Genomic DNA, 22073 nt, shown 5'->3' with positions numbered 1-22073 from the left:
ATCGAGCTAACCCAACCTACGCTATTTTATTTCAACATTTTGAACGCGCTGCGGCCGGCATAGCGGGCTTTGGCGCCCAACTCGTCTTCGATTTTCATCAGACGGTTGTATTTGGCAACGCGGTCGGAACGGCTCAAGGAACCGGTTTTGATCTGGCCGGTGCCGGTAGCGACGACCAGGTCGGCAATGGTGGTGTCTTCGGTTTCGCCGGAACGGTGTGAAACCACGGCGCTGTAACCGGCGGCAGACGCCATGCTGATCGCTTCCAGGGTTTCGGTCAGCGTGCCGATTTGGTTGACCTTGATCAGGATGGAGTTAGCGATGCCTTTTTCGATGCCTTCTTTCAGGATCGCTGGGTTGGTCACGAACAAGTCGTCGCCGACCAATTGGATGCGGTTGCCCAATTTTTCGGTTTGATATTTCCAGCCGTCCCAATCGTTTTCGTCCAGACCGTCTTCGATGGAGATGATGGGGTATTTATCGACCCAAGCCGCCAGGAAGTCGACCATTTCTGTGGAAGTAAAGCTACGGTTTTCGGCGGACAGGAAGTATTTGTCGTTTTCGAAATACTCGGAAGCGGCCGCGTCCATACCCAGGTAGATGTCTTGACCGGCTTTGTAACCGGCTTTTTCGATGGCTTCCAGGATCACTTCGATAGCTTCTTCGTTGGAGCGCAGGTTAGGCGCGAAACCGCCTTCGTCGCCGACGGTAGTGGCCAGGCCTTTGCCTTTCAAGACTTTCGCCAGGTTGTGGAATACTTCGGCGCCGTAACGGATCGCTTCGCGGAAGGTTGGCGCGCCAACCGGCAGGATCATGAATTCTTGCAAGTCGACGCTATTGTCGGCGTGCGAACCGCCGTTGATGATGTTCATCATCGGTACCGGCAGGATAAATTCGCCGGATTTGTTCATGAATTGATACAGCGGTTTGCCAGCTTCTTGTGCGGCAGCGCGAGCAGCGGCCATCGATACGCCCAGGATCGCGTTGGCGCCCAGGTTGCTTTTCGCGTTGGTGCCGTCCAGGGCTATCATTTTTTGGTCCAATGCCGTTTGGTCGTCGGCTTGCATACCAACGACCGCGTCTTTCAATGCAGTGTTGACGTTGTTGACGGCTTTCAATACGCCTTTGCCCAGGTAACGGTTTTTGTCGCCGTCGCGCAATTCGATAGCTTCACGCTCGCCGGTCGAGGCGCCGGACGGCACCATGGCACTGCCGACCACACCGGAATCCAAATACACTTCGGCTTCGACGCTAGGGTTGCCGCGCGAGTCCAGAACTTCTCTAGCTTTTACATCAACGATTCTCATGATCTTCAGTTGCTCCGTAATAGGGATATGGTTAATGGTGGTTTTTAATTGTCGGGGAAGAGCTCGCTCAAGGCTATACTCAAATCCGGGAATAAATTCGGGGTCGCTATATCGTCGCCGGCAAAACTGCACTGCAAATGGTATTGGCCCTGATCGTTCAACACGAATTGCTGGATGACGGTTTCGTACGGGAATACCAGCCAGTATTCGGTGACGCCGCTTTCGGCGTACAACGCGTGTTTGATCTGGGCATCTTGTTTGGAACTGCCCTTGGAAACGATTTCGATAATCCAGTCCGGCGCGCCGTTGCAACCCTGTTCGTCGAGTTTGTCCGGGTCGCAGATGACGCAGATGTCGGGCTGGACGACGGTAAAGATGTCCTGGCTGGCGAGGATGGATTTGCGGCGGTCGTAGAGGCGAACGTCAAACGGAGCAGCAAAAGCGACACATTTTTTATTTTTGAAATAGCTGAATAGCGTACCGTTTAAGCTCCAGGAAATTTTTTGGTGCTTAACGTTCGGTGCCGGTGCCATCAACGAAATTTTGCCCTTGATCAACTCGATAGTTTCGTCCAATTGCCAGGTCAAATAATCCGCATAGCTATAGCTGGCCGATAAATCGAGCTGCGATAACTGGGTGATTTTGGCCATGGCAATAGAAACTAAAGGGTGGTTTCGATGAACGGACCGGACTTGACCGCGCGGTCTATCGTCATCAAGGTTTCCAACAATTCTTTCATCCGATGCAGCGGCCAGGAGTTGGGACCGTCGCTCAAGGCTTCTTCCGGCTTTGGGTGGGTCTCCATGAACAGACCGGCAACGCCAGCCGCCACCGCCGCCCGCGCCAATACCGGCACATGCTCGCGCTGACCGCCCGAGCAGCTACCCTGCCCGCCCGGCAGTTGCACCGAATGGGTAGCGTCGAATACCACCGGACACTGCGTGTCGCGCATCACCGCCAGCGAACGCATGTCGGAAACTAGATTGTTATAACCGAAGGACACGCCGCGCTCGCAGACCATGATTTTGTCGTTGCCGGTGGCCTTGGCCTTGGCGACGACGTTACCCATATCCCACGGCGCCATGAACTGGCCTTTCTTGATATTAACCGGCTTGCCTTGAGCGGCGACGCTTTGGATGAAGTTGGTTTGTCGGCACAGGAAAGCCGGAGTTTGCATCACGTCGACTACGGCGGCGACCTCGGCCAACGGCGTGTCTTCGTGGACGTCGGTTAACACCGGCACATTGAGTTGTTGTTTGACCTTTTCCAGAATCTGCAAGCCGGTTTCCAGCCCCAGACCACGGAAACTGCTCATCGACGAACGGTTGGCCTTGTCGAACGAAGATTTATAGATGAAGGGAATGCCCAGCTCGCTAGCGATTTCCTTCAATTTGCCGGCAGTATCCAGCGTCATTTGTTCGCTTTCGATCACGCAAGTGCCGGCGATCAGAAATAACGGTTTGTCGAGTCCGGCTTCGAAATTGCAAAGTTGCATGCTTGACCTTGGTTACTTGGATTCGGGTGAATGCTTTTTGTGCTTGGCGGCCGCTTCGACAAAGCCGGAAAACAGCGGATGGCCGTTGCGCGGCGTCGAAGTGAATTCCGGATGAAACTGGCAGGCCAGGAACCAGGGATGGTCGGCAAATTCGACGATCTCGACCAGGCGGCCGTCCAGCGATTTGCCGGAAAAACGCATGCCGGCGGCTTCCAGTTGTTTCAAATATTGATTGTTGAACTCGTAGCGGTGGCGATGGCGCTCGGTAATCACATCTTTTTGATACACCGCGAACGCCAGCGAATCGGACTTCAAGCGGCATTTTTGCGCGCCCAGGCGCATGGTGCCGCCGATGTCGGAATCTTCGTCGCGGGTCACCAGTTCGCCGGCTTCGTCCATCCATTCGGTGATCAAGCCGATCACCGGATGCGGGCTTTTCGGCAGGAATTCGGTACTATGTGCGCCTTCCAAACCTACCACGTTGCGGGCAAACTCAATCACTGCGGACTGCATACCCAGACAAATGCCCAAGTACGGAATCTTGTTCTCGCGGGCAAAACGCACGGTGGAAATTTTGCCTTCCACGCCGCGCTCGCCGAAACCGCCCGGCACCAGAATCGCGTCGACGTCTTTCAGTTGCGCGGTGCCTTCCTGCTCGATGGTTTCGGAGTCGATGTATTTGATCTCGACCTTGTGCCGGGTATGGATGCCGGCATGCAGCAAGGCTTCGTTCAGCGATTTATAGGCATCGGTGTGATCGACGTATTTGCCGACGATGGCGATTTGCACTTCGTCGGTCGGATGGGTCAAGCCGTCGACGACTTTTTCCCAGGCAGTCAAGTCGGCGGGCGGCACATCGAGACGCAACTGGTGCACCACCAGATCGTCCAGGCCTTGTTCGCGTAACAATAATGGGATGCGATAAATCGTATCGGCATCGATCGCCGAAATAACGGCCTTTTCGCTGACGTTGGTAAATAGCGCGATTTTGCGGCGTTCGCTGGCGGGAATCGGTTGCTCGGAACGGCAAATCAGAATGTCCGGCTGGATACCGATGGTACGCAGCTCCTTGACCGAATGCTGGGTGGGCTTGGTTTTCAGTTCGCCGGCCGATTTGATGTAAGGCACCAGCGTCAAGTGGATGAACACGGCGCGGTCGCGCCCCAGTTCCACACCCATCTGGCGGATGGTTTCCAGGAAGGGTAGCGACTCGATGTCGCCGACCGTGCCGCCGACTTCGATGATGCCGATGTCCATGCCTTCGGCACTGGCGAACACCCGGCGTTTGATTTCGTCGGTGATGTGCGGGATGACCTGCACCGTGGCACCCAGATACTCGCCCTTGCGCTCGTTGCGCAACACCTGCTCGTACACCTGGCCGGTAGTGAAATTGTTTTTCTTGGCCATCGTGGCCTTCAAAAACCGCTCGTAATGGCCCAGGTCCAAATCGGTTTCCGCGCCATCCTCGGTGACGAAGACTTCGCCGTGCTGGAATGGGCTCATCGTGCCGGGATCGACGTTGATGTAAGGATCGAGTTTGGTGATGGTGACTTTAAGGCCGCGATCTTCAAGAATCGCCGCCAACGACGAAGCGGCAATACCTTTCCCCAAGGAAGACACCACGCCGCCGGTGATAAAGATGAATTTTGTCATTAAGGATTTGCGCCCTGTTTAGCGAATAGCAGGATCAAAACAAACGCGGATTTTAGCAGCTTTGGCGGTAGCTTGCCGCTAAATTAGACGGAGCAACCGACCCAGAGGCAGCATCGCGGCAACGCCGGCTTTATTGAAACGGCCGGCGAATGCCGTCATTCCAGCTTCACCCCCGGCCGCAAATTCGGCCACGAACTGAAGGCGAACACCCAAATCATGATGATGTTCACCACCGGCACCATTAACACCAATGCCCAACGGCCGTCGAATCCGGCTTTTTGCAAAATACGGTAAGCCAGCCAGAGGCAAAACAGGATGTAGGCCGGCAGAATGATAAAAAATAATTCCATGGTTAACGCTCCTGTCTCAAGTTAGGCCAGCCTTGAAAAGCCAACTGCAGGAATACCAACAGCAAGCCGAACACCGGCAGGAACACCAATGCCGCCCACGCCGGATGTAAGCCGGCTTTTTTATAAACTACGATGGTCGGTATAGCGACCATCATGCCGACAATCGCGCTCTGCAAAATATCCGGAAACATAACCCCTCCTCATTTGTGGTGAGTATCGCCAAGCCCGGCCTCGGCCTGCCAAACCACTCGGTAACAAGCCGCCTCGGCCACCCAAGCCCATTCGGCCACCCATAAACCTGCGATCGCCGCTAAGCGTCCGTCGAGATAGACCAACGGCCGTTGCTCGCGTTCCCACGGCGGAATACCGGCTTCCTGGTACAGCTTCTTCAGGCAATGATGCCCTGCCCGCCCCGGCAACTTGAGTTTTTCGCCGCCAGCGCGGGCCTTAACCGACACCTCGGCCCTCTCCCAATAATCTTTGCCGATTCCGGAGAGCGCCTCAATCCTGCGCAAGCAATAGCCGTTCGCCAAGTCTAACCGCGCATCCGGTTTCGGCCATAATAAATCGCCCGTGAATTTACTCAACGCCGCCGCCGGAATGCAAAACAACTTTTGCCGATAGCCAAGGATGCGGCATCCCTGAATGTGGATTTGCGGCGGCGAAGCTTTACCCGGACCAGCCGACACCTGTGCCGCCAACGCCTTGATAATGGCCGCACTAGGCGGCTTCAAGCCGAAACCGACCAACCACCTTCGCAGTACGACGCTACACTGCTCCTCGGTTAGTTCGCTTAAGCCGGCCAGGCAAATGCCGGCTTGTTCGGCATCGGCTAACTCTCCCAGAACTCGATCCGCCCAATCGTCTAACAGGCGCGAGGCTTCGCCGCAATGCGCGGCCGAACGCGCCACCGTCTTATCCAATCCCGGCCAGCGCTGCTTCAACAACGGCACAATTTGATTGCGCAGAAAGTTACGGTCGAAATCGTTACTTTGGTTGCTGGGATCTTCCACCCATCGCAAGTTGTTCGCCAGCGCGTAGTCAAGGATATCTTTTCTGGAAATATCCAAAAAAGGCCGCAGCATTAGGCCGCAACCAAACGCCGCACTGGCGGGCATGCCGGCCAAACCGGCCAAACCGGCGCCTCTGAACAATTGCAGCAACAACGTCTCCATTTGGTCGTCGCGGTGTTGGGCCAGCAACAGCACATCGTCCACCTGCAACAATTGGCGCAGAGCCCGGTACCTGGCTTCGCGCGCGGCCGCTTCCGGACCTTCGCCGCTTCGCGCCGCCGCATCGACTTCGACGATTCGGAACGCCACCCCCAATTCCAAGCATTGGCGGCGGCAATGCTCGCCCCAATCGGCGGCGGCGGCTTGCAAGCCATGGTTAACGTAGACGGCAACCAGCCTGCCGCGCAAATCACCGATGGCTGTGGCTAGATGTAATAGCGCATGCGAGTCCAAGCCGCCGCTATAGGCCAAGTAAACCGTTCGGCACCCCGGCGGCAATAGTTTCGTGATCAGACGCGGATCGAGACTGGACATTTTCCGGCTCATAAAAAAGGCCGAACGCAGCCGGCCTTTTGCTTAACGAACGAATCGGGCCGAATTATTTGACGGGCTCTTCGATGTAAGAGCCGAAACGCATGATCCGCTGGTAGCGTTTTTCCAACATTTGATCCATGTTGGCAGCCGCCTCTTGATTCAATTCCGCCAAATGCCGCAACAAAGCTTCCTGCAAATTCTCGGCGATTTTTTGAAAATTACGGTGGCCGCCGCCGACCGGTTCGCGCACTACCTCGTCCAAAAAGCCTTGCTCGCGCACCCGGTCGGACGTGATCCCCATCGCTTCGGCCGCCAACTGGGCTTTGTCCGCGCTTTTCCACAAGATCGACGCGCAACCTTCCGGGGAAATTACCGCATAGGTGCTGTATTCCAACATCAACAGACGATCGCCGACACCGATGGCCAACGCACCGCCGGAACCGCCTTCGCCGATCACCACGCAGATCACCGGCGTTCTGAGTTTGGACATTTCGAACAGGTTGCGGGCGATGGCCTCGCTCTGGCCGCGCTCTTCGGCGCCGATGCCGGGATAGGCGCCCGGAGTATCGATCAGACAAATAATCGGTAGTTTAAAACGCTCGGCCAACTTCATGACCCGCAAGGCCTTGCGGTAGCCCTCCGGACGCGGCATACCGAAGTTGCGGTAAATCTTTTCCCTGGTGTCGCGACCTTTTTGATGACCGATCACCACCACCGGCTGGCCTTCCAGCCGCGCCAAGCCGCAGACGATGGCCGGATCGTCGGCGTAAGCCCGGTCGCCGTGCAACTCGTGGAAATCAGTAAACATCAGATTGACATAGTCCAGCGTATAGGGACGGCCCGGATGGCGCGACAATTGCGAAATCTGCCAGTCGGTCAGATTGCTGAAAATACTCTCGGTCAGCATTTCGCATTTTTGCTCGAGCTGCTTCAGCGTCTCGGAAATGTCGAAATTGTTGTCCAGCTCCACCTTGCGCAGCTCTTCAATTTTGGCTTGCAATTCGGCGATGGGCTGTTCGAAATCTAAGAATTTTAAATCCATGTCAATCCGGCCAGAGAATCAATAAAATGGCCGGCGATTTTAAAGAAAAATGCCGCCATTGCCTATCAGTTTTACCTGACCATGAACAAAGACGCCTTCGACATCAACCCGCACGCCCCGCTGGCCGCCCGGATGCGACCCACCAATCTGGACCAATACATAGGCCAACAGCATTTGCTGGCCAAGGGCAAGTCGTTGCGCGCAGCGATAGATCAGGGCGCGCCGCACTCCCTGGTGTTTTGGGGGCCACCCGGCGTCGGCAAGACCACGCTGGCGAAAATTATCGCCGCCAGCGCCCATTGTCATTTCATCGAATTGTCGGCGGTGATGGCCGGCGTCAAGGAAATTCGCGCCGCCGTCGCCGAGGCCGAGGACGTCAAGCTGAGCCGCAATCTCAACACCGTGGTATTTATCGACGAGATTCACCGCTTCTCGAAAAGCCAGCAGGATTCCCTGCTGGCGCCGATCGAAAGCGGCGCGATCATTTTATTCGGCGCTACCACCGAAAACCCGTCGTTCGAGCTGAACAACGCGCTACTGTCGCGGCTGCGGGTTTACGTGATGCGTAGTATCGACGCCGACGACTTGCTGAATCTGCTGCATAACGCGCTGACCGATCCGGTTCGCGGCCTGGGCAGCCGTAATCTGGTCATTGACGACGAGGTGTTGCTGATGATTGCCAAGGCCGCCGATGGCGACGCCCGCCGCTGTTTGAACATTTTGCAGATTGCCGCCGATCTGGCGGAAAACGTCGACGGCAAGGACGTGGTCAATCGCGAGGTGCTGGACGAAGTGTTGCAAGGCCATGCCGCCCGTTTCGACAAGGGCGGCGATATTTTCTACGACCAGATTTCCGCGCTGCACAAATCAGTGCGCGGTACCGACCCCGATGCGGCACTGTATTGGTTCTGCCGGATGATAGACGGCGGTTGCGACCCGTTGTACATCGCCCGCCGCGTGGTACGGATGGCGTCGGAAGACATCGGTAACGCCGACCCGCGCGGTCTGGAGCTGGCGTTGAACGCCGCCCACGCCTACGAACGCCTGGGCAGCCCGGAAGGCGAACTGTCGCTGGCACAAGCCATCGTTTATCTGGCCTGCGCGCCGAAAAGCAATGCGGTTTACGTGGCCTACAAAGCGGCAATGACCGATGCTCGAACCAGCGGTTCGCTTGAAGTACCGATGCATTTGCGCAATGCACCGACTAAATTGATGAAGGAGCTGGGACACGGTGCAGAATACCGTTACGCTCACGACGAGAAAAACGCCTATGCCGCCGGCGAAAACTATTTTCCGGAGCCTTTAATTGGAAAACGCTATTATTTTCCGGTCGAACGCGGGCTGGAAATAAAAATAAAAGAGAAACTGGAGTTTTTGCGAAAACAATAAAAATCGGTCGCGGATTTCGTTATTTAGTTAAGGCGTTTGAAGACGGCATTTACTGTAATAGCGCGCATAAAAAAACTCCCGTACCGGAGGGCCGATACGGGAGCGAAAGCAAGCAAATATCGAAAATATCTACCTGCGAATCTCCGCCAAATGGAGAAACCTTTAAAACCTTTCGAGCTTAGCGCGATTATCCGCCAACATAGTGCTGGATAGCGCCGCTATACCGAACAGCATCGTTGAAATTATGAATTGCCCGAAAATAAAACTCAGTATGCCGGAAAACGAAACCAAGCCAACAAACACGTCTTTTTTAAAATCATTCATTGCGACCACCCTACGGTAAATTAAATCAAAAGCGCATCCAACCCACTGCGTTTTAAAAATCCATTCCCGCCACCTCAAGCAACGGCGCGCAGTAAGTAAAATCCAAAACGCCATTTATTGCCAGACCGGATTTACCGTTATTTAATACATGTCGCATATTTCGGATATAAAACCACAGGCTTACCGACAAAAACCGCGATTTTCCGGATTCCACGCTCCCGCATAAAACCTCTGTTCTTGTTGGCGTTTGTATATGCGATATACATCGCAGCGCGCAATATCTGGTTCAAGCGGTAGTTTTTTGCCTTTCGCGAACCAAGCACATCTTGTGATCGAACGCTCGCTGCAAAGGTCGACCGAAAAACCGGAGTGCCGGACGCCGTTTGCAACCGTAACTTCATTCAAAAAACAATTTGGAAGCAAACTCGACGAATTGCGTCTGTATGCCGGAACCGGCAAAGGTGGGACGATTTTGAGGTTGGCCAAGGCCTGTTGGCCGCGGCACTAAAACTGCCCGTATAAGGTAGGACTATTAGTGAGGAACGCCGATCTGACTAAAGGAAAGAAAATTGAAGAGATCTCCCGCCTGCGCCGTCTGATACTTTCGTCCTTGAACCGGAGGTTCAAGTGGAAACCGATTCCCGCCAATCAGGCTTCCTGATCGAACAGGCATGCACACCATGACGGGTAAAAAGCTTCCGGGGCAAATGCAGGTTCAGGAAACACCCAGTACTGCTCGAACGCTGCAGGAGATTGGACTTGTAGTTTACCGGATTTACGGGTTTTCCAAAACGTTTTCTATTTTGACGCGCAAATCTGCCAAGCGGCTAGCGATATCGCCGGCCCCAGCAGACTTGTGAGCTTCCGCGGCCCAATCGTGGGCCAGATTCAACGCCGCCAACACGGCAATCCGATCGGCACCGCTGACTTTACCGGTATCGCGGATTTTGCGCATTTGTTTGTCCAGCTCGCGGGCGGAACTGATTAAAGTCTCTCTTTCGTCCGGCGCACAGGCGATTTTGTATTCCTTGTCCAGAATATTCAACGAGACGGGGTGAACGGCTTTGCTCATGAGTCGTGTTCCATCGCTTTCAGGCGGGCGATCATGGCTTCGACTCGGGCTTTGGCCAGCGTGGTTTTTTCCAGCAATTTGGCTTTCTCCTTAACCAAGGCATCCTGTTTGACTTTCAACGACTTGTTCTCATTTTTGACTTGATTGAACTGAGCGATCAGCAAATCCAGTTTTTTTTCCAGCGCTTCGAGTTCGGTTGACGGATCTTTTTCTGGTTGAGACATAGTCAGAAGTATGGGCTGATATGACGTTATAATCCTCACGTTCGGCTAGGAATGTTAGCATAAGCCATGTATTTGAACAGCTCCTTGATAGGAAACCCGTATCCGATGACCTACCGCGCGATCAGCGAAATTCTGGAACAACACGACGCGGACTTCGGCGCCGCCGAGGCCCACGGGGTCGCTACCGGTATGCTCTGCGTCGAAATCAAGGCCGACGTCGAGAACTGGCTGCGGGAATTGTTTGCCGACGGCCAGCACCTGGCCGACGACGACAAAAATCTGCTGTGTGGCATCTTCGAACAAACCCGGACTTTATTGGAAAACCAGAACGACGAATTCGCATTCGACTTATTGCTGCCGGACGAGGACGACGCATTGGCCGAGCAAGTGGAGGCCTTGCGTTGTTGGTGCCAGGGCTTTCTGTTCGGCGTCGGCTACGCTCATACCGACGCCGACTGGCCCGGCGACACGGCCGAGGTGATGCGAGACATGATCGAACTGACCAAAATCGACAGCGAACTGGGCGAAGGGGACGACGAGAACGCACTGATCGAAATCCGCGAATATGTACGCGCCGCCGTATTCACCGTGCGCGACCAGTTTGCCGAACAAAATCCGCTACAACCCCATTAAGCCGCCAGCCGATGAAACAAAGCGAATTCAAAAAACGCCGCGCCAGCCTGATGAAGCAAATCGGCAAAGGCAATATCGCCATTATTGCCAGCGCCCCGCACCGTACCCGCAACCGCGACGTGCATTACCCGTTTCGCCAAGACAGCGACTTTTACTATCTGACCGGCTTCAACGAAGCCGAATCGATGGCCGTATTCATTCCCGGCCGCGAACAAGGCGAATACATCCTGTTTTGCCGCGAATTCGACGAAAAAAAAGCCTTATGGGAAGGCGCGCACGCGGGCCTGGAAGGCGCTACCAAACATTACGAGGCCGACGATTCGTTTCCGATCGACGATCTGGACGACATCCTGCCCGGCATGCTGGAAAACAAGAGCAAGGTGTTCTATCCGATGGGCAAGGACAGCGATCTCGACCACAAGCTGATGGAGTGGATCAACAACATCCGTAAGCAATCGCGTTCCGGCATTACGGCACCGGGCGAATTGGTATCGTTGGAGCACATCCTGCACGAGATGCGGCTGTTCAAAAGCGCCGAGGAATTGAAACTGATGCGCCGCGCCGCCGAAGTCTCGGCCAAAGCCCACGTCCGTGCCATGAAAGCCTGCAGACCGGGCTTATACGAATACCAGGTCGAAGCCGAACTGGTACACGAGTTCGTACAAGACGGCCTGCGCGCGGTGGCCTACCCGTCCATCGTCGCCGGCGGCAAAAACGCCTGCGTGCTGCATTACACCGAAAACAAAGACAAACTGAACAAAGGCGACCTGTTGCTGATCGACGCCGGCGTCGAATGCGACCATTACGCCGCCGACATCACCCGCACCTTCCCGGTATCCGGCAAATTCAGCGAGCCGCAACGTTTGTTGTACCAATTGGTGCTAGATGCCCAAGCTGCCGCTTTGGCCGAGATCAAACCCGGTAACCCGTGGAACAAGGCCCACGACGCCTCGGTGGAAACCTTGACCAGGGGCTTGGTGGAGCTGGGCCTGTTGAAAGGCCGGGTGAAAAAACTGATCAAGGACGAGAAATATAAACAGTTCTACATGCACCGCATCGGCCACTGGCTGGGCATGGACGTACACGACGTCGGCGATTACAAAATCAAGGACGAATGGCGCTTGCTGGAACCGGGCATGGTGTTGACAGTGGAGCCTGGCCTTTACGTGCCGGCCGATTGCGACAGCGTCGACAAACAATGGCGCGGCATCGGCATCCGGATCGAGGACGACGTACTGGTCACCAAAGACGGCCACGAGATTCTGACCGGCGGCGTACCAAAGTCGATAGACGCCATCGAAGCGTTAATGACGGGCTAAACGATGCAACACGACTTCGACCTGATCATCGTCGGCGCCGGTCTGGCCGGCAACTGTCTGGCTTTGGCTCTGAAGCGCAGCGGATTGAAGATCGCCTTGGTCGAAGCCGCCAGCCGCGAACAAATGCGCAATTCCCCGGCCGGCGACCGCGCGCTGGCGCTCGCGGCCGGCACCGTGGAATTGCTGAACTCACTGGGCGCCTGGCGCGGCGTGGCCGACAAAGCCACTCCGATCAAACACATTCACGTTTCCGACCGCGGCCATTTCGGCAAAACCCGGCTATCGGCCGAAACCGAGGGCGTCGCCGCCCTGGGTTATGTGATCGTCGCCCGCGACATCGAACAGCATATGGCCGACTTGGCCGAGAAAACCGACGCCGTCTGCCTGTACCAAACCCGAGTCGCGGGATTGATGTCGGGCCGCGACGCCGTCAATGCCAGTCTGAAACAGCACGACGGCAGCTCGTTGAACGTCAGCGCGCAATTGCTGGTCGGCGCCGACGGCGGCAATTCCACGGTACGCAAATTGTTGGAAATTCCGCAGCAAGTTACCGAGTACGGCCAGACCGCACTGGTCACCACGGTGCATTCGGCACTACCGCACCGCAACACCGCCTTCGAACGCTTCACCGAATTCGGCCCGCTGGCGCTGCTGCCGGTCGCTGGCAAGCAATCGGCCGTGGTCTGGACCCGCAGCCACGAACAAGCCGAAACCCTACTCAACGCCAACGACCGCGAATTTCTCGCCGAATTGCAGGATTGCTTCGGTTACCGCTTGGGCGAGCTGAAACTGGCGGCGCCGCGCCGGGCGTTTCCGCTCAGCCTGATCCGCGCCGAAAGCATGGTTTCGGGCCGTACCGTCATCATCGGCAACGCCGTGCACCAACTGCATCCGGTGGCCGGGCAAGGTTTTAACCTGGGCATCCGCGACGTGGCGTTACTGGCGGAAATGCTGATCGAGCAACGCCAGCATGACGGCGATATCGGCGATGCCCGCATGCTGAAAAACTACAGCCGGCAGCGCGAGCAAGACCACGGCAGGACCATCGGTTTTACCGACAACTTGGTCAAAATCTTCTCCAACGGCAACCTGCCGCTGGCCGCGGTGCGCAACGCCGGGCTCACCTTGCTGGACCACCTGCCGTTCGCCAAGCAAATGCTGGCGCGCCACGCGATGGGTTTAGCCAACCGGCTGCCGAAAATCGGCGACCGCGAGTAAGCGCCCACCAACCACCGGCATCAGCCGGTGACGCTCAACCAGATAGAAACCACCGAGCATACTCCGGTCAACAGCGCGGCGACGATCCGCGCGCGCGGCCGTGGGCTGGCGGATGTCCACACCAGCAGCGTCCAATAGGCCGCAGCCGGCAATAGGAAACTCAACAAAATCATCGCCAGCGCCCGTTCCGCAGCGCAGGCCTCATTGCAGATTCCGGTCCAATAGCGCCACAAACCAACGCCCAAACCGATCGCCAAACCGGCGCCAGCAAAGCACAACAGAAAGCGCGACTTCACGGCACCTCCCAAAACAGAATCTTTTGCGACTTGCTCAGATCGGAAAAACCCGGTCCGGACGCCACACCCAAACCGAAGCGCAGAACTGTCACCACCGCCCCTTGAAACCCGGACGCCGTCAACCGGCTACCGTTCCACAGATCGATATGGTCGCCGGAAGGCGTCTTTTCGCCCGGCCGCAACCAGTAATTCTGAAAATAGACGATACCGGTCTTACCCTTCAACTTGGCCTGCCAATCCTGCCCGGTGACATCGGTGACCCGGCTTTGCAACACCTTGACCGAAGCGGTTTGCAGCCATTCCGCCATTTCCTGCGCCCGAATCGCCAAGCGGTTGCCGCCGACGCTGACCGTGGCTCCGCCGAACCCGTCCAGCTTGGCACCGGCCGCGTAGAGTGCCGCGCTGACCTTGATCGCGCATTGGTTTTCGTAACCGGCGGGCACGTTGCCTTCGCCGTCGCGGTAAGGCGCTTCATCCGGATAGCCTGCCCACAACCGGGCGAAACTGACCGGTTTGCGTACCATGCCGACCGCTCCCGAAAAGGCGCCGACCGGTCCCGGCCGCGGCGATGCCGCCCGACAACTGGTGCCTTGGTCTACGGTTTCGTTTCCTCTGCTGTTACAGATCGGTCCTGGGCGTTGTCCCGGCATGGCGGCTTTCTCCAAACGACTAAAAGTATTTCCTGGGCTTAGGCGGCGAATCGGTCACCGGCCTGCGCCCGGATTACAGCACGTCTGCTCCGCCGCGTCATCCGCTAAACGCAGCCGGCATTTGGCGGCCACTGCCACGCCTGCCGAGCAAACCCCACAATTACCGGTATAATGCTGCATCCGTGGTAATCCTTTAGCTGTATATGAGTAACGTTATTCTGGTCGCCTGCGCCTTGCTGCTGGTATTGTTGAACGGCTTTTTCGTGGCCGTGGAATTCAGTCTGGTAAAGTTGCGGCAGACCCGAATCAAAGCCATCGAACAAAACGAAGGTTGGCGCGGCCGGATTCTGGCCAAGGTTCACAAACAACTCGACGCCTATTTATCGGCCTGTCAGCTCGGCATCACCCTGGCCTCTCTGGGCCTGGGCTGGATCGGCGAACCAGCCTTCGCCGACTTATTGATACCTTTGTTCGACCAGTTGCAAATCACCTCGCCAGAACTAATCCACAACATTTCGTTCGCCTTCGCCTTCTGCACCATCTCGTTTTTGCATATCGTGGTCGGCGAGCAGGCGCCTAAATCGCTGGCGATTCGCAACCCGGAAGGCATCGGCCTGTGGAGCGCGGGGCCGCTGTATGCGCTGTACTGGTTGATGTATCCGGCTATCTGGCTACTGAACGGCAGCGCCACCCTGGTATTACGCCTGTCCGGGCTATGCGAGGGCCACCACCACGACAGCCATTATTCTACCGACGAATTGAAACTGATCTTGCGCTCCACCCGCTCGGCCGAGAATTTCACCGGCGAAGAATGTAAGGTGTTAGCGAAAACCCTGGATTTCGGCAAACTGGAAGTCTCCGATCTGATGCGGCCGATTCACGAAATTACTGCGCTACAACGCGGCCAGTCGCCGCAGGACATGTTGGAAACGGTCTCCAACAGTTGCTACAGCCGCTTTCCGTACTTCGACAGCAACGGCATGGACGCACTGGGCATCATCCATTTGAAGGATTTGTTTCTGGCCCAGCAGAAAGGCGATCCGTTAACCGACCTGGAAGCCTACTTGCGGCCGATTCAACACATCTCCGCCCACATGCCGGCGCTGGAATTATTCCGCCGCTTTACCCAGGGCTCGCCGCATTTCGCCGTGATCGGCCAGAGAGGCCAAAAGCCTCTGGGCTTTATTACGCTGGATAACCTGTTGTCGGCCATGGTCGGTGAAATCCGCGACGAATTCCGCCAATCGGAAAGCGATTGGACCCGGCAAGACGACGGCAGCCTGTTAGGTAAAGGCAGCCTGCCGATCTTTTCGTTGGAGCGCATTCTCGGCGTCGACATCGAAAACGAAGAATTGGACTTGGACGACGTCGATTCGGTCGGAGGCATGATTCTGGCGCAATTGCGCGACATCCCCGACGTCGGCGAACGCATCGCTTTCAACGATTTCGAAATCGTCGTTAAGGAAATGCAAGGCCCGCGCATCGAGTGGGTGGAAGTGTATCCGAAACCGTAATCCCCTACTGCCGGCAGAGCTTGCCGGCCCCGGCTCAATGGGTGTGAACAGCCTTTGCCAGCCCCAGCACCCGTTGACAACACGTTAGAATAAAGGCCGCTACAGTACGGTTTTCTCGACGTCGAATCGATTGTCTCGGCCCGAGCTATTACGGGATTGAGTTGTGGATACCCCTGTGACTGCAATCTGGAAGCATATCCAAACTCCACCTGAAACGCCGCTGGACCGGCACAATCGCCACGGACGTAACGGCCGGTTTCGAACGTTGGCGGCGTAAAGCTGCGCGGAGTATTGGAACCGAGCGGCCCGCAACCGCGACAATACAAGGCCGCCATTTTCACGCCCGCATTTTCGCCGAAACTGGCCGCGCCAACCGCGCGGTCTAGCCGGCGAACGCTTACTAAGGCTTACCGCGGCCGCAAGCGCCGAAAACCGATGCGACAAAAGTCTGCAACCGCTAATAGCTGCGCTTGGGTTTGCCGGATTTACGCGCCGCGGCCGCGGAATTTCTCGGTGTTTTCTAAGAATCGGAGTACGATGCCAGACAGCCCCGCACTGCATGTCGGGCCCTTCCCGGCTTAACAGGCCAACAACGGAGTGGATCCCGATGATGAAGTATTACGACCGCAGCCGGAGTATCTGCGAATGGGAGCGGCTGGACGAATGGCGGGATAAAATCCGCGCCAGTCTGGCCGGCGGCGAAACCAGCCGAATTTCGCCGTTCCATTTGTTGTCGCTGGCCGGATTCAGCGCCGCCGAGCAACGCCAGTGCGCAGATGCCTGGATGGCCGGCCGTTTGGCGGCCAGCGCCGCGGAACGCTTGGAGCTCGACTTCGATTTCGCCCGGCCGCCGCAAACCAAAATCCGCCTGGGTTATTTATCCGCCGACTTCCAGGAACACGCCACCGCGTATCTGTTGGCCGAAACGCTGGAGGCGCACGATCGCGACCGTTTCGAACTTTACGCCTATTCCTACGGCGCCGACGACGGCGGGACGATGCGCCAACGCCTGGAACGCTGTTTCGACCGCTTTATCGATCTCAGCGAATTGTCGATCGCCGATTGCGCCAAAACGATTTACGCGGACCGGATCGATATTTTGATCGACCTAAAAGGTTACACCCGCGGCACCCGAACCGAGATTCTGACCTACCGTCCGGCGCCGGTTCAGGTGAATTATTTGGGGTATCCGGGCACCGTCGGCGGCGACTTCTGCGATTACATCATTACGGATAATTATGTGACTCCGCCGGCCAGCGCCGGCGATTACAGCGAAGCGTTCGCCTGCATGCCCGGCAGCTACCAACCGCACGGCAGCGACGTGGCGATCGGTCGATCGAGTAACCGGGCCGAACAGGGCTTACCCGCCGAGGGCTTCGTGTTTTGCTGCTTTAACCAAGCTTACAAAATCATGCCTGAGACATTCGATCTCTGGTGCCGCTTGCTGCATAACACGCCCGGTAGCGTGCTTTGGTTACTGGATAACGCCAAGGCCAAAGGCCGGCTGCGCAACGAAGCCTATCAGCGCGGCATATCGCCGGAGCGCTTGGTTTTTGCCGGCGAAGTGCCGCAATCCAGGCATTTGGCGCGCTTGAGCCTGGCCGATCTGGTATTGGATACCGCACCTTACAATGCACATACCACGGCCAGCGACGCGTTATGGGTAGGCGTGCCGCTGATTACCTGCACCGGCGACACCTTCGCCTCGCGCGTGGCGGGAAGTTTGCTGCGTGCGGTGGATCTCGAAGAATTGATTGCCGAAGACACTGCAGCCTACTATGCGTTGGCCCTGGAACTCAGCAACCACCCGCAACGCTTGGCCGAAATCAGGCATCGGCTACAGCAAAACCGCTTATCGCTAGCCTTGTTCGACAGCGCGGCTTACACGCTACATCTGGAAGGGTTGTATCAAACCATGTGGGATAGGCACTTGGCCGGCGAATTACCGGCGGCGATCGGCCAGACCTGTTGAGCGCAAACACCGCAAACGCATTTCAAGCCGGCACGCCACCTTGAAGTGCCATCAATCCCTTTGCCGATTTATTTCTCCAGCCGAATTAGAACCGGATTGGCCCTCGGGTATAGCAAATTCGAATATTTTCCGGACGTTTGAAGTAAAATTACCGGTTACCTAGGGAGGCGCTGATTAAATCCCTCGTCAGGAGATGGGATAATATCCCCCATCTGATCGTACCGAGACAAGCCGATGAATGCCCCCACCCAAACCAGTTTTGCCGAACTTGAATATGCCAGCAAAAAACGCCAAACCCGGCGGGAAAAATTTCTGGCGGAAATGGAGCAAGTGGTGCCCTGGACATTACTGTTGGCCCAACTCGAACCGCATTATCCGCAGAGCGGTCGCCGCGGCCGGCAACCGATGGCATTGAATCGCATGCTCCGTATCTACTGCATGCAACAATGGTTCAGCTACTCGGACCGACAAATACCCACAGGGCACAAGTGGAAGATGCACTGTATGAAATCGAGAGCATTCGGCGTTTTGCCGGTTTTGGTAGCGTTACCGAAGCGCTGCCGGACGAAACCACGATTCTCAACTTCCGTCACTGGCTGGAGAAGCACAAGTTGACGGAGGTGCTGCTATCGACGGTCAACGACCACCTGAAAAACCAAGGCCTGTTGGTCTCCAAGGGTACGATGGTCGACGCCACGATTGTTCACGCGCCGAGCTCGACCAAGAATCAGGATCAAGCACGCGATCCGGCCATGCATCAAACCAAGAAAGGCAATCAGTGGTATTTCGGGATGAAAATCCACGTCGGCGCCGACGTCAATTCAGGGGCCGTACACAGTGTAACGGTGACCTCGGCCAACACGGCTGACATCGTGGAATTACCCAAGCTGCTCCGCGAAGACGATCAAGTCATCTTTGCCGATGCCGGCTACACCAGCGACGACTACAAAAAAGGCTCGCGGCATCTGGGACTGAGCTGGTGCGTCAACGACAAGCGCAAGCCCGGCAAAAACCTGTCGAGCCGCCAGCGTAAGCGCAACCGAAAATATTCGTCGGTCCGCGCCCGTGTCGAGCACATTTTTAGGATCATCAAGTGCCAGTTCGGCTTTCGCAAGACTCGCTACCGAGGCTTGGAGAAGAACACAGCCCAGGTGAACTGGCTGGTGGCTTTGGCCAATTTGTATCTGCTGCGCCGCCAGTTGATGGCGGCCTAGGCCGAAATCCGTCTACCGTGCGCCCAAACACGGTAGACGGGAATAAAAAACGCAGGAATTGGGGCTATTTGAACGATCCGTCAGCGCATGTTTGTAAAAAATTACGCTTGGGTCGCAAGGCGCGGCTTGCGGTTTGATTTGTTCAGCGCTTCCCTAGCAAGGGCGGAGAATCGGGTCAAGCCGATCCGATTAAAACCAAACATAACGAACCACGGTTGTTATGCGTTTCCAAACCCGGCCAGGCGCTCGGCTCAGTTTTGTTTCGTAAGTTATCCACCACTCCGCATTAACGCTTCCAGCGCGTTCAGGGCGTTCGAACCCGATTACGTTTTGGCACCGGCGCAGGGACAGTATCGACGGCGATTCTGATTACCGGGCTTTTCCGCTGCCACCGTACCTAAGAGGTTCTTTTGAGTTTATCCAGTTACCGCAACGTCAACCGCGAACAGCTTGCGCAAGATATTAAACAACTTTACCGGCAAGCCCAGGCAGATCTGGGCGCAGAAGATTTCCGTCACATGAAGCGTATGGAACGCTGGGGCCAGGCCTGTTCGCTGCTCGGCTACGCCACGGCCTGGATCGCGCCGAACCCGCTATCGGCGCTTCTGATCAGCCAGGGCAGTTTTGCCCGCTGGACCCAGGTGGCGCATCCGATCCAGCACCGCGGTTACGACAAAATCAAACAGGCCGAACCGCGCTATAAAAGCAAAGGCTTTGCCAAGGGTTGGCGCCGATTTCTGGATTGGCCGGACTGGATGACGCCGGCCGGCTGGCATCACGAACACGACGTGCTGCACCATTACCGCTTGGGCGAGACCGCCGACCCCAACAATGCGCAACACAACATGGCATGGTTGCGGCAATCGGGTTTACCGATGTGGCTGCGCTATGTGATCGTCGCCTTGTTTTCCGGGGTTTGGAAACTGAGTTACTACACGCCGCGCACGCATAAGGAATTACGCCTGGAACAGGCTCGCCACCTGCATCAACCGACACCGAAAATGACCCGTCTCGGTGCCTGGAGTCCTTTCACCCCGCAAGGCCGCGGCCTTTGGCTGCAAAGCATACTGCCCTATGCAGCGTTCCGCTTTGCGCTGCTGCCGGCGCTGTTTCTACCGCTAGGCAGCCTTGCCGCCAGCTACGTGTTGCTGAATTCCATCCTGGCGGAAATTTTCACCAACATGCATACCTTTCTAGTGATGATCCCCAACCACGCCGGCGACGACGTGATGGGCTTCGACGAAAAAGCGCACAGCAAGGGCGAGTTCTATCTGCGCCAGATCCTGGGTTCGGTCAACTACCCGACCGGTTCCAACGCCAACGACTTTTTATACGGCTGGCTGAATTACCAGATCGAGCACCACCTGTGGCCGGATTTGCCGTTAAGCCAATACCAAAAGCTGCAACCTCAGGTAAAAGCCTTGTGTGCACGCCACGGTATTCCCTATTGCCAAGACTCGGTATTTAAGCGCTTGTTAAAGGCAGTGGACATCATGGTCGGCAAGACCTCAATGCTGAAACCGTCCCTGGCACAAGCTTGAACTTCGCCCATCAATGGGAACCGTGATCCTTCTGCGCAAATGGCCGAGGCGATCTATTAAACAGGGAGCTAAAGATAGGTTTCCCTAAAATTTTGGTTTTTATTGTTGCAAAATAATAAAACGTAGGTATAATGGGAAATTCATTCAGGGGGTCGTTAGCTCAGCCGGTAGAGCACCGCACTTTTAATGCGATGGTCGTGCGTTCGAATCGCACACGACCCACCAATGAATGATTAGTAAAATCAAGCTGTTAGGCCAAAAGCCCAACGGCTTTTTTTATGCCCGTTATTCGGCACTGTCAACAAAGTGTCAACGCCGGATTAATTTGCAAAATTTCCCTCAGATAGTCCGGCGCGAGGTGGGCATACTTCATGGTCATGTTCAAAGTGGAATGGCCTAGAATCTTCTGTAGGGCGAGAATATTGCCACCGTTCATCATGTAATGACTTGCGAAGGTATGGCGGAGAACGTGGGTTCTTTGTCCCTCTGGTAGGTTTATTCCAGACTCATATAGCCGGCGAGTGAAGGTGCTGTAAGAATCAGTGAAAGACCCATTTTTCAAGCGATCCGACAGACGCTGATAAAGCTGGTCGGCAACAGGAACAGAACGAGACTTCTTACTTTTGGTTTCATGATAGTGAACCATGTTGTTCGAGAGGTCAGACAATACCAGGCTTTGAGCCTCGCCCCATCTGGCACCCGTAGCCAGGCAGACCAAAGCAATCAGGTAAGCGTCAGATTCACTCTTGGCAAGGTAAGAAAATAGCCTGTCAATTTGCTCAGTTGAAAGGAAAACGGTTTTAGGCTCAGCCGATCTTATTTGCTTTATGCCGGAAAAATGATTTTTTCCGTCGTATTGGCCAGAGCGAATTAGATCATTAAAGACCGCTTTAAAGGTTTGCAACTCCCGGTTAAGTGTCGCGGGCTTGACGCCATCGTTGACGCGGGATGAACGATATTCGATAAACACCACCGGTTTGAATACAGACATGACTGGGTCGCCCATTTTTGCCGATGCTTGAATCATACGCTGATAGGAATCCTTGCCGGAGTTCAGGAATTGGCCAGTTGACTGAAACCAGAGGCTGACAAAATCGGACAGTTTACGAACATCCTTTTTAGGAATCGTGTAACCGGGATCGACAGCAAGACGCGACTGAATAACGACTTCAAACCGCTTTGCAGCAACTTTGGAATCGAAGGTTTTTCGAATCCGCTTATGCCCACGTCCGCCAGGCTGGATATCAACCAGCCATTTACCGGACTTTTCGTCTTTCTTAATCATACTGACTGGTAATGTGAACTAACAAAGC

21 protein-coding genes, 1 tRNA gene, 1 other RNA gene and 1 pseudogene are annotated in these 22073 nt (G+C 55.8%); 9 read left to right on the top strand and 15 right to left on the bottom strand.

The window, feature by feature from the left end; genetic code table 11:
- Positions 1-26: 26 nt before the first annotated feature.
- From eno to accA, 8 genes are all read right to left on the bottom strand, one after another.
- Positions 27-1310: a phosphopyruvate hydratase gene (gene eno, locus VXJ35_RS04650; protein WP_157198281.1), complete on the bottom strand. Its 1284-nt coding sequence runs from the start codon at positions 1308-1310 to the stop codon at positions 27-29.
- Between the two features lie 41 nt (positions 1311-1351).
- Positions 1352-1957 carry a Uma2 family endonuclease gene (locus tag VXJ35_RS04645; RefSeq protein ID WP_064020664.1) on the bottom strand — a complete coding sequence of 202 codons (606 nt, stop codon included), beginning with the start codon at positions 1955-1957 and terminating at the stop codon, positions 1352-1354.
- Positions 1958-1968: 11 nt separating this feature from the next.
- Positions 1969-2802 (bottom strand): 3-deoxy-8-phosphooctulonate synthase, encoded by an 834-nt coding sequence (gene kdsA, locus VXJ35_RS04640; RefSeq protein ID WP_064020663.1) that lies wholly within the window; start codon positions 2800-2802, stop codon positions 1969-1971.
- Between the two features lie 12 nt (positions 2803-2814).
- A complete protein-coding gene (locus VXJ35_RS04635; protein WP_064020662.1) occupies positions 2815-4455 on the bottom strand; it encodes a CTP synthase in 1641 nt (546 codons plus the stop codon).
- 155 nt (positions 4456-4610) lie between these two features.
- Complete coding sequence (locus VXJ35_RS04630; protein ID WP_054762152.1) at positions 4611-4805, bottom strand: hypothetical protein; 195 nt, start codon at positions 4803-4805, stop codon at positions 4611-4613.
- A 2-nt stretch (positions 4806-4807) separates the two neighbouring features.
- Positions 4808-4996 (bottom strand): hypothetical protein, encoded by a 189-nt coding sequence (locus VXJ35_RS04625; protein WP_054762151.1) that lies wholly within the window; start codon positions 4994-4996, stop codon positions 4808-4810.
- 9 nt (positions 4997-5005) lie between these two features.
- Positions 5006-6352, bottom strand: a complete 1347-nt coding sequence (gene tilS / locus VXJ35_RS04620; protein ID WP_064023368.1) for a tRNA lysidine(34) synthetase TilS — start codon at positions 6350-6352, stop codon at positions 5006-5008.
- Between the two features lie 64 nt (positions 6353-6416).
- Positions 6417-7394: an acetyl-CoA carboxylase carboxyl transferase subunit alpha gene (gene accA, locus VXJ35_RS04615; RefSeq protein ID WP_064020661.1), complete on the bottom strand. Its 978-nt coding sequence runs from the start codon at positions 7392-7394 to the stop codon at positions 6417-6419.
- A gap of 81 nt (positions 7395-7475) precedes the next feature.
- On the opposite strand from accA, the gene VXJ35_RS04610 reads away from it, so the two are divergent.
- On the top strand, positions 7476-8783 hold the full coding sequence (locus tag VXJ35_RS04610; RefSeq protein WP_064020660.1) for a replication-associated recombination protein A: 1308 nt from the start codon (positions 7476-7478) through the stop codon (positions 8781-8783).
- A gap of 162 nt (positions 8784-8945) precedes the next feature.
- Here the strand turns inward: VXJ35_RS04610 and VXJ35_RS04605 are convergent, their stop codons facing one another.
- From VXJ35_RS04605 to VXJ35_RS04590, 4 genes are all read right to left on the bottom strand, one after another.
- A complete protein-coding gene (locus tag VXJ35_RS04605; protein WP_172680302.1) occupies positions 8946-9107 on the bottom strand; it encodes a hypothetical protein in 162 nt (53 codons plus the stop codon).
- Between the two features lie 575 nt (positions 9108-9682).
- Positions 9683-9862, bottom strand: a non-coding RNA gene (ssrS, locus tag VXJ35_RS04600) — 6S RNA.
- Between the two features lie 20 nt (positions 9863-9882).
- The gene (locus tag VXJ35_RS04595) at positions 9883-10179 is read right to left on the bottom strand and encodes a cell division protein ZapA (protein ID WP_054762147.1); all 297 of its coding nucleotides are present in this window, start codon (positions 10177-10179) and stop codon (positions 9883-9885) included.
- The gene (locus VXJ35_RS04590; RefSeq protein ID WP_054762145.1) at positions 10176-10403 is read right to left on the bottom strand and encodes a TIGR02449 family protein; all 228 of its coding nucleotides are present in this window, start codon (positions 10401-10403) and stop codon (positions 10176-10178) included. The genes VXJ35_RS04595 and VXJ35_RS04590 overlap by 4 nt, the downstream gene beginning before the upstream one ends.
- A gap of 66 nt (positions 10404-10469) precedes the next feature.
- On the opposite strand from VXJ35_RS04590, the gene VXJ35_RS04585 reads away from it, so the two are divergent.
- The 3 genes from VXJ35_RS04585 to ubiH are packed head-to-tail and all read left to right on the top strand — an operon-like array spanning position 10470 to position 13573.
- Positions 10470-11036, top strand: coding sequence for a UPF0149 family protein (locus VXJ35_RS04585; protein ID WP_231879516.1), 567 nt, complete (start codon positions 10470-10472; stop codon positions 11034-11036).
- 11 nt (positions 11037-11047) lie between these two features.
- On the top strand, positions 11048-12355 hold the full coding sequence (gene pepP, locus VXJ35_RS04580; protein ID WP_064020658.1) for a Xaa-Pro aminopeptidase: 1308 nt from the start codon (positions 11048-11050) through the stop codon (positions 12353-12355).
- A 3-nt stretch (positions 12356-12358) separates the two neighbouring features.
- Positions 12359-13573: a 2-octaprenyl-6-methoxyphenyl hydroxylase gene (gene ubiH / locus VXJ35_RS04575; RefSeq protein WP_064020657.1), complete on the top strand. Its 1215-nt coding sequence runs from the start codon at positions 12359-12361 to the stop codon at positions 13571-13573.
- A gap of 20 nt (positions 13574-13593) precedes the next feature.
- Here ubiH and VXJ35_RS04570 read toward each other — a convergent pair whose 3' ends face one another.
- Positions 13594-13869 (bottom strand): hypothetical protein, encoded by a 276-nt coding sequence (locus VXJ35_RS04570; RefSeq protein ID WP_064020656.1) that lies wholly within the window; start codon positions 13867-13869, stop codon positions 13594-13596.
- Complete coding sequence (locus VXJ35_RS04565; protein ID WP_082881062.1) at positions 13866-14519, bottom strand: type VI secretion system amidase effector protein Tae4; 654 nt, start codon at positions 14517-14519, stop codon at positions 13866-13868. The genes VXJ35_RS04570 and VXJ35_RS04565 overlap by 4 nt, the downstream gene beginning before the upstream one ends.
- A 203-nt stretch (positions 14520-14722) precedes the next feature.
- Between VXJ35_RS04565 and VXJ35_RS04560 the strand changes: the two genes are divergently transcribed.
- The 5 genes and pseudogenes from VXJ35_RS04560 to VXJ35_RS04540 all read left to right on the top strand — a co-directional run bounded on the left by VXJ35_RS04560 (position 14723) and on the right by VXJ35_RS04540 (position 20985).
- A complete protein-coding gene (locus VXJ35_RS04560; protein WP_064020654.1) occupies positions 14723-16033 on the top strand; it encodes a hemolysin family protein in 1311 nt (436 codons plus the stop codon).
- A gap of 607 nt (positions 16034-16640) precedes the next feature.
- A complete protein-coding gene (locus VXJ35_RS04555; protein WP_231914844.1) occupies positions 16641-18005 on the top strand; it encodes a UDP-N-acetylglucosamine-peptide N-acetylglucosaminyltransferase in 1365 nt (454 codons plus the stop codon).
- Positions 18006-18239: 234 nt separating this feature from the next.
- Positions 18240-19219, top strand: a pseudogene (locus VXJ35_RS04550) (IS5 family transposase).
- Between the two features lie 410 nt (positions 19220-19629).
- The gene (locus tag VXJ35_RS04545; protein ID WP_064020652.1) at positions 19630-20760 is read left to right on the top strand and encodes a fatty acid desaturase; all 1131 of its coding nucleotides are present in this window, start codon (positions 19630-19632) and stop codon (positions 20758-20760) included.
- Between the two features lie 149 nt (positions 20761-20909).
- Positions 20910-20985: transfer RNA gene (locus tag VXJ35_RS04540), tRNA-Lys, on the top strand.
- A 73-nt stretch (positions 20986-21058) separates the two neighbouring features.
- On the opposite strand, the gene VXJ35_RS04535 is transcribed toward VXJ35_RS04540, so the two are convergent.
- Positions 21059-22045, bottom strand: coding sequence for a tyrosine-type recombinase/integrase (locus VXJ35_RS04535; RefSeq protein ID WP_064020651.1), 987 nt, complete (start codon positions 22043-22045; stop codon positions 21059-21061).
- Positions 22046-22073 lie beyond the last annotated feature (28 nt).

It is taken from the genome of Methylomonas sp. DH-1 (assembly GCF_046097555.1).
Classification (GTDB): Bacteria; Pseudomonadota; Gammaproteobacteria; order Methylococcales; family Methylomonadaceae; genus Methylomonas; species Methylomonas koyamae.
The sequence above is the reverse complement of the archived record's forward strand: the minus strand, read 5'-3'. Positions and strand labels throughout refer to the sequence as shown.

Bases quoted from the DNA above. Each gene is read 5' to 3' on its own strand.
- VXJ35_RS04645 (WP_064020664.1), bottom strand. From the start codon at position 1,957: ATGGCCAAAATCACCCAGTTATCGCAGCTCGATTTATCGGCCAGCTAT.
- kdsA (WP_064020663.1), bottom strand. From the start codon at position 2,802: ATGCAACTTTGCAATTTCGAAGCCGGACTCGACAAACCGTTATTTCTG.
- VXJ35_RS04635 (WP_064020662.1), bottom strand. From the start codon at position 4,455: ATGACAAAATTCATCTTTATCACCGGCGGCGTGGTGTCTTCCTTGGGG.
- VXJ35_RS04630 (WP_054762152.1), bottom strand. From the start codon at position 4,805: ATGGAATTATTTTTTATCATTCTGCCGGCCTACATCCTGTTTTGCCTC.
- VXJ35_RS04625 (WP_054762151.1), bottom strand. From the start codon at position 4,996: ATGTTTCCGGATATTTTGCAGAGCGCGATTGTCGGCATGATGGTCGCT.
- tilS (WP_064023368.1), bottom strand. From the start codon at position 6,352: ATGTCCAGTCTCGATCCGCGTCTGATCACGAAACTATTGCCGCCGGGG.
- accA (WP_064020661.1), bottom strand. From the start codon at position 7,394: ATGGATTTAAAATTCTTAGATTTCGAACAGCCCATCGCCGAATTGCAA.
- VXJ35_RS04610 (WP_064020660.1), top strand. From the start codon at position 7,476: ATGAACAAAGACGCCTTCGACATCAACCCGCACGCCCCGCTGGCCGCC.
- VXJ35_RS04605 (WP_172680302.1), bottom strand. From the start codon at position 9,107: ATGAATGATTTTAAAAAAGACGTGTTTGTTGGCTTGGTTTCGTTTTCC.
- VXJ35_RS04595 (WP_054762147.1), bottom strand. From the start codon at position 10,179: ATGAGCAAAGCCGTTCACCCCGTCTCGTTGAATATTCTGGACAAGGAA.
- VXJ35_RS04590 (WP_054762145.1), bottom strand. From the start codon at position 10,403: ATGTCTCAACCAGAAAAAGATCCGTCAACCGAACTCGAAGCGCTGGAA.
- VXJ35_RS04585 (WP_231879516.1), top strand. From the start codon at position 10,470: ATGTATTTGAACAGCTCCTTGATAGGAAACCCGTATCCGATGACCTAC.
- pepP (WP_064020658.1), top strand. From the start codon at position 11,048: ATGAAACAAAGCGAATTCAAAAAACGCCGCGCCAGCCTGATGAAGCAA.
- ubiH (WP_064020657.1), top strand. From the start codon at position 12,359: ATGCAACACGACTTCGACCTGATCATCGTCGGCGCCGGTCTGGCCGGC.
- VXJ35_RS04565 (WP_082881062.1), bottom strand. From the start codon at position 14,519: ATGCCGGGACAACGCCCAGGACCGATCTGTAACAGCAGAGGAAACGAA.
- VXJ35_RS04560 (WP_064020654.1), top strand. From the start codon at position 14,723: ATGAGTAACGTTATTCTGGTCGCCTGCGCCTTGCTGCTGGTATTGTTG.
- VXJ35_RS04555 (WP_231914844.1), top strand. From the start codon at position 16,641: ATGATGAAGTATTACGACCGCAGCCGGAGTATCTGCGAATGGGAGCGG.
- VXJ35_RS04535 (WP_064020651.1), bottom strand. From the start codon at position 22,045: ATGATTAAGAAAGACGAAAAGTCCGGTAAATGGCTGGTTGATATCCAG.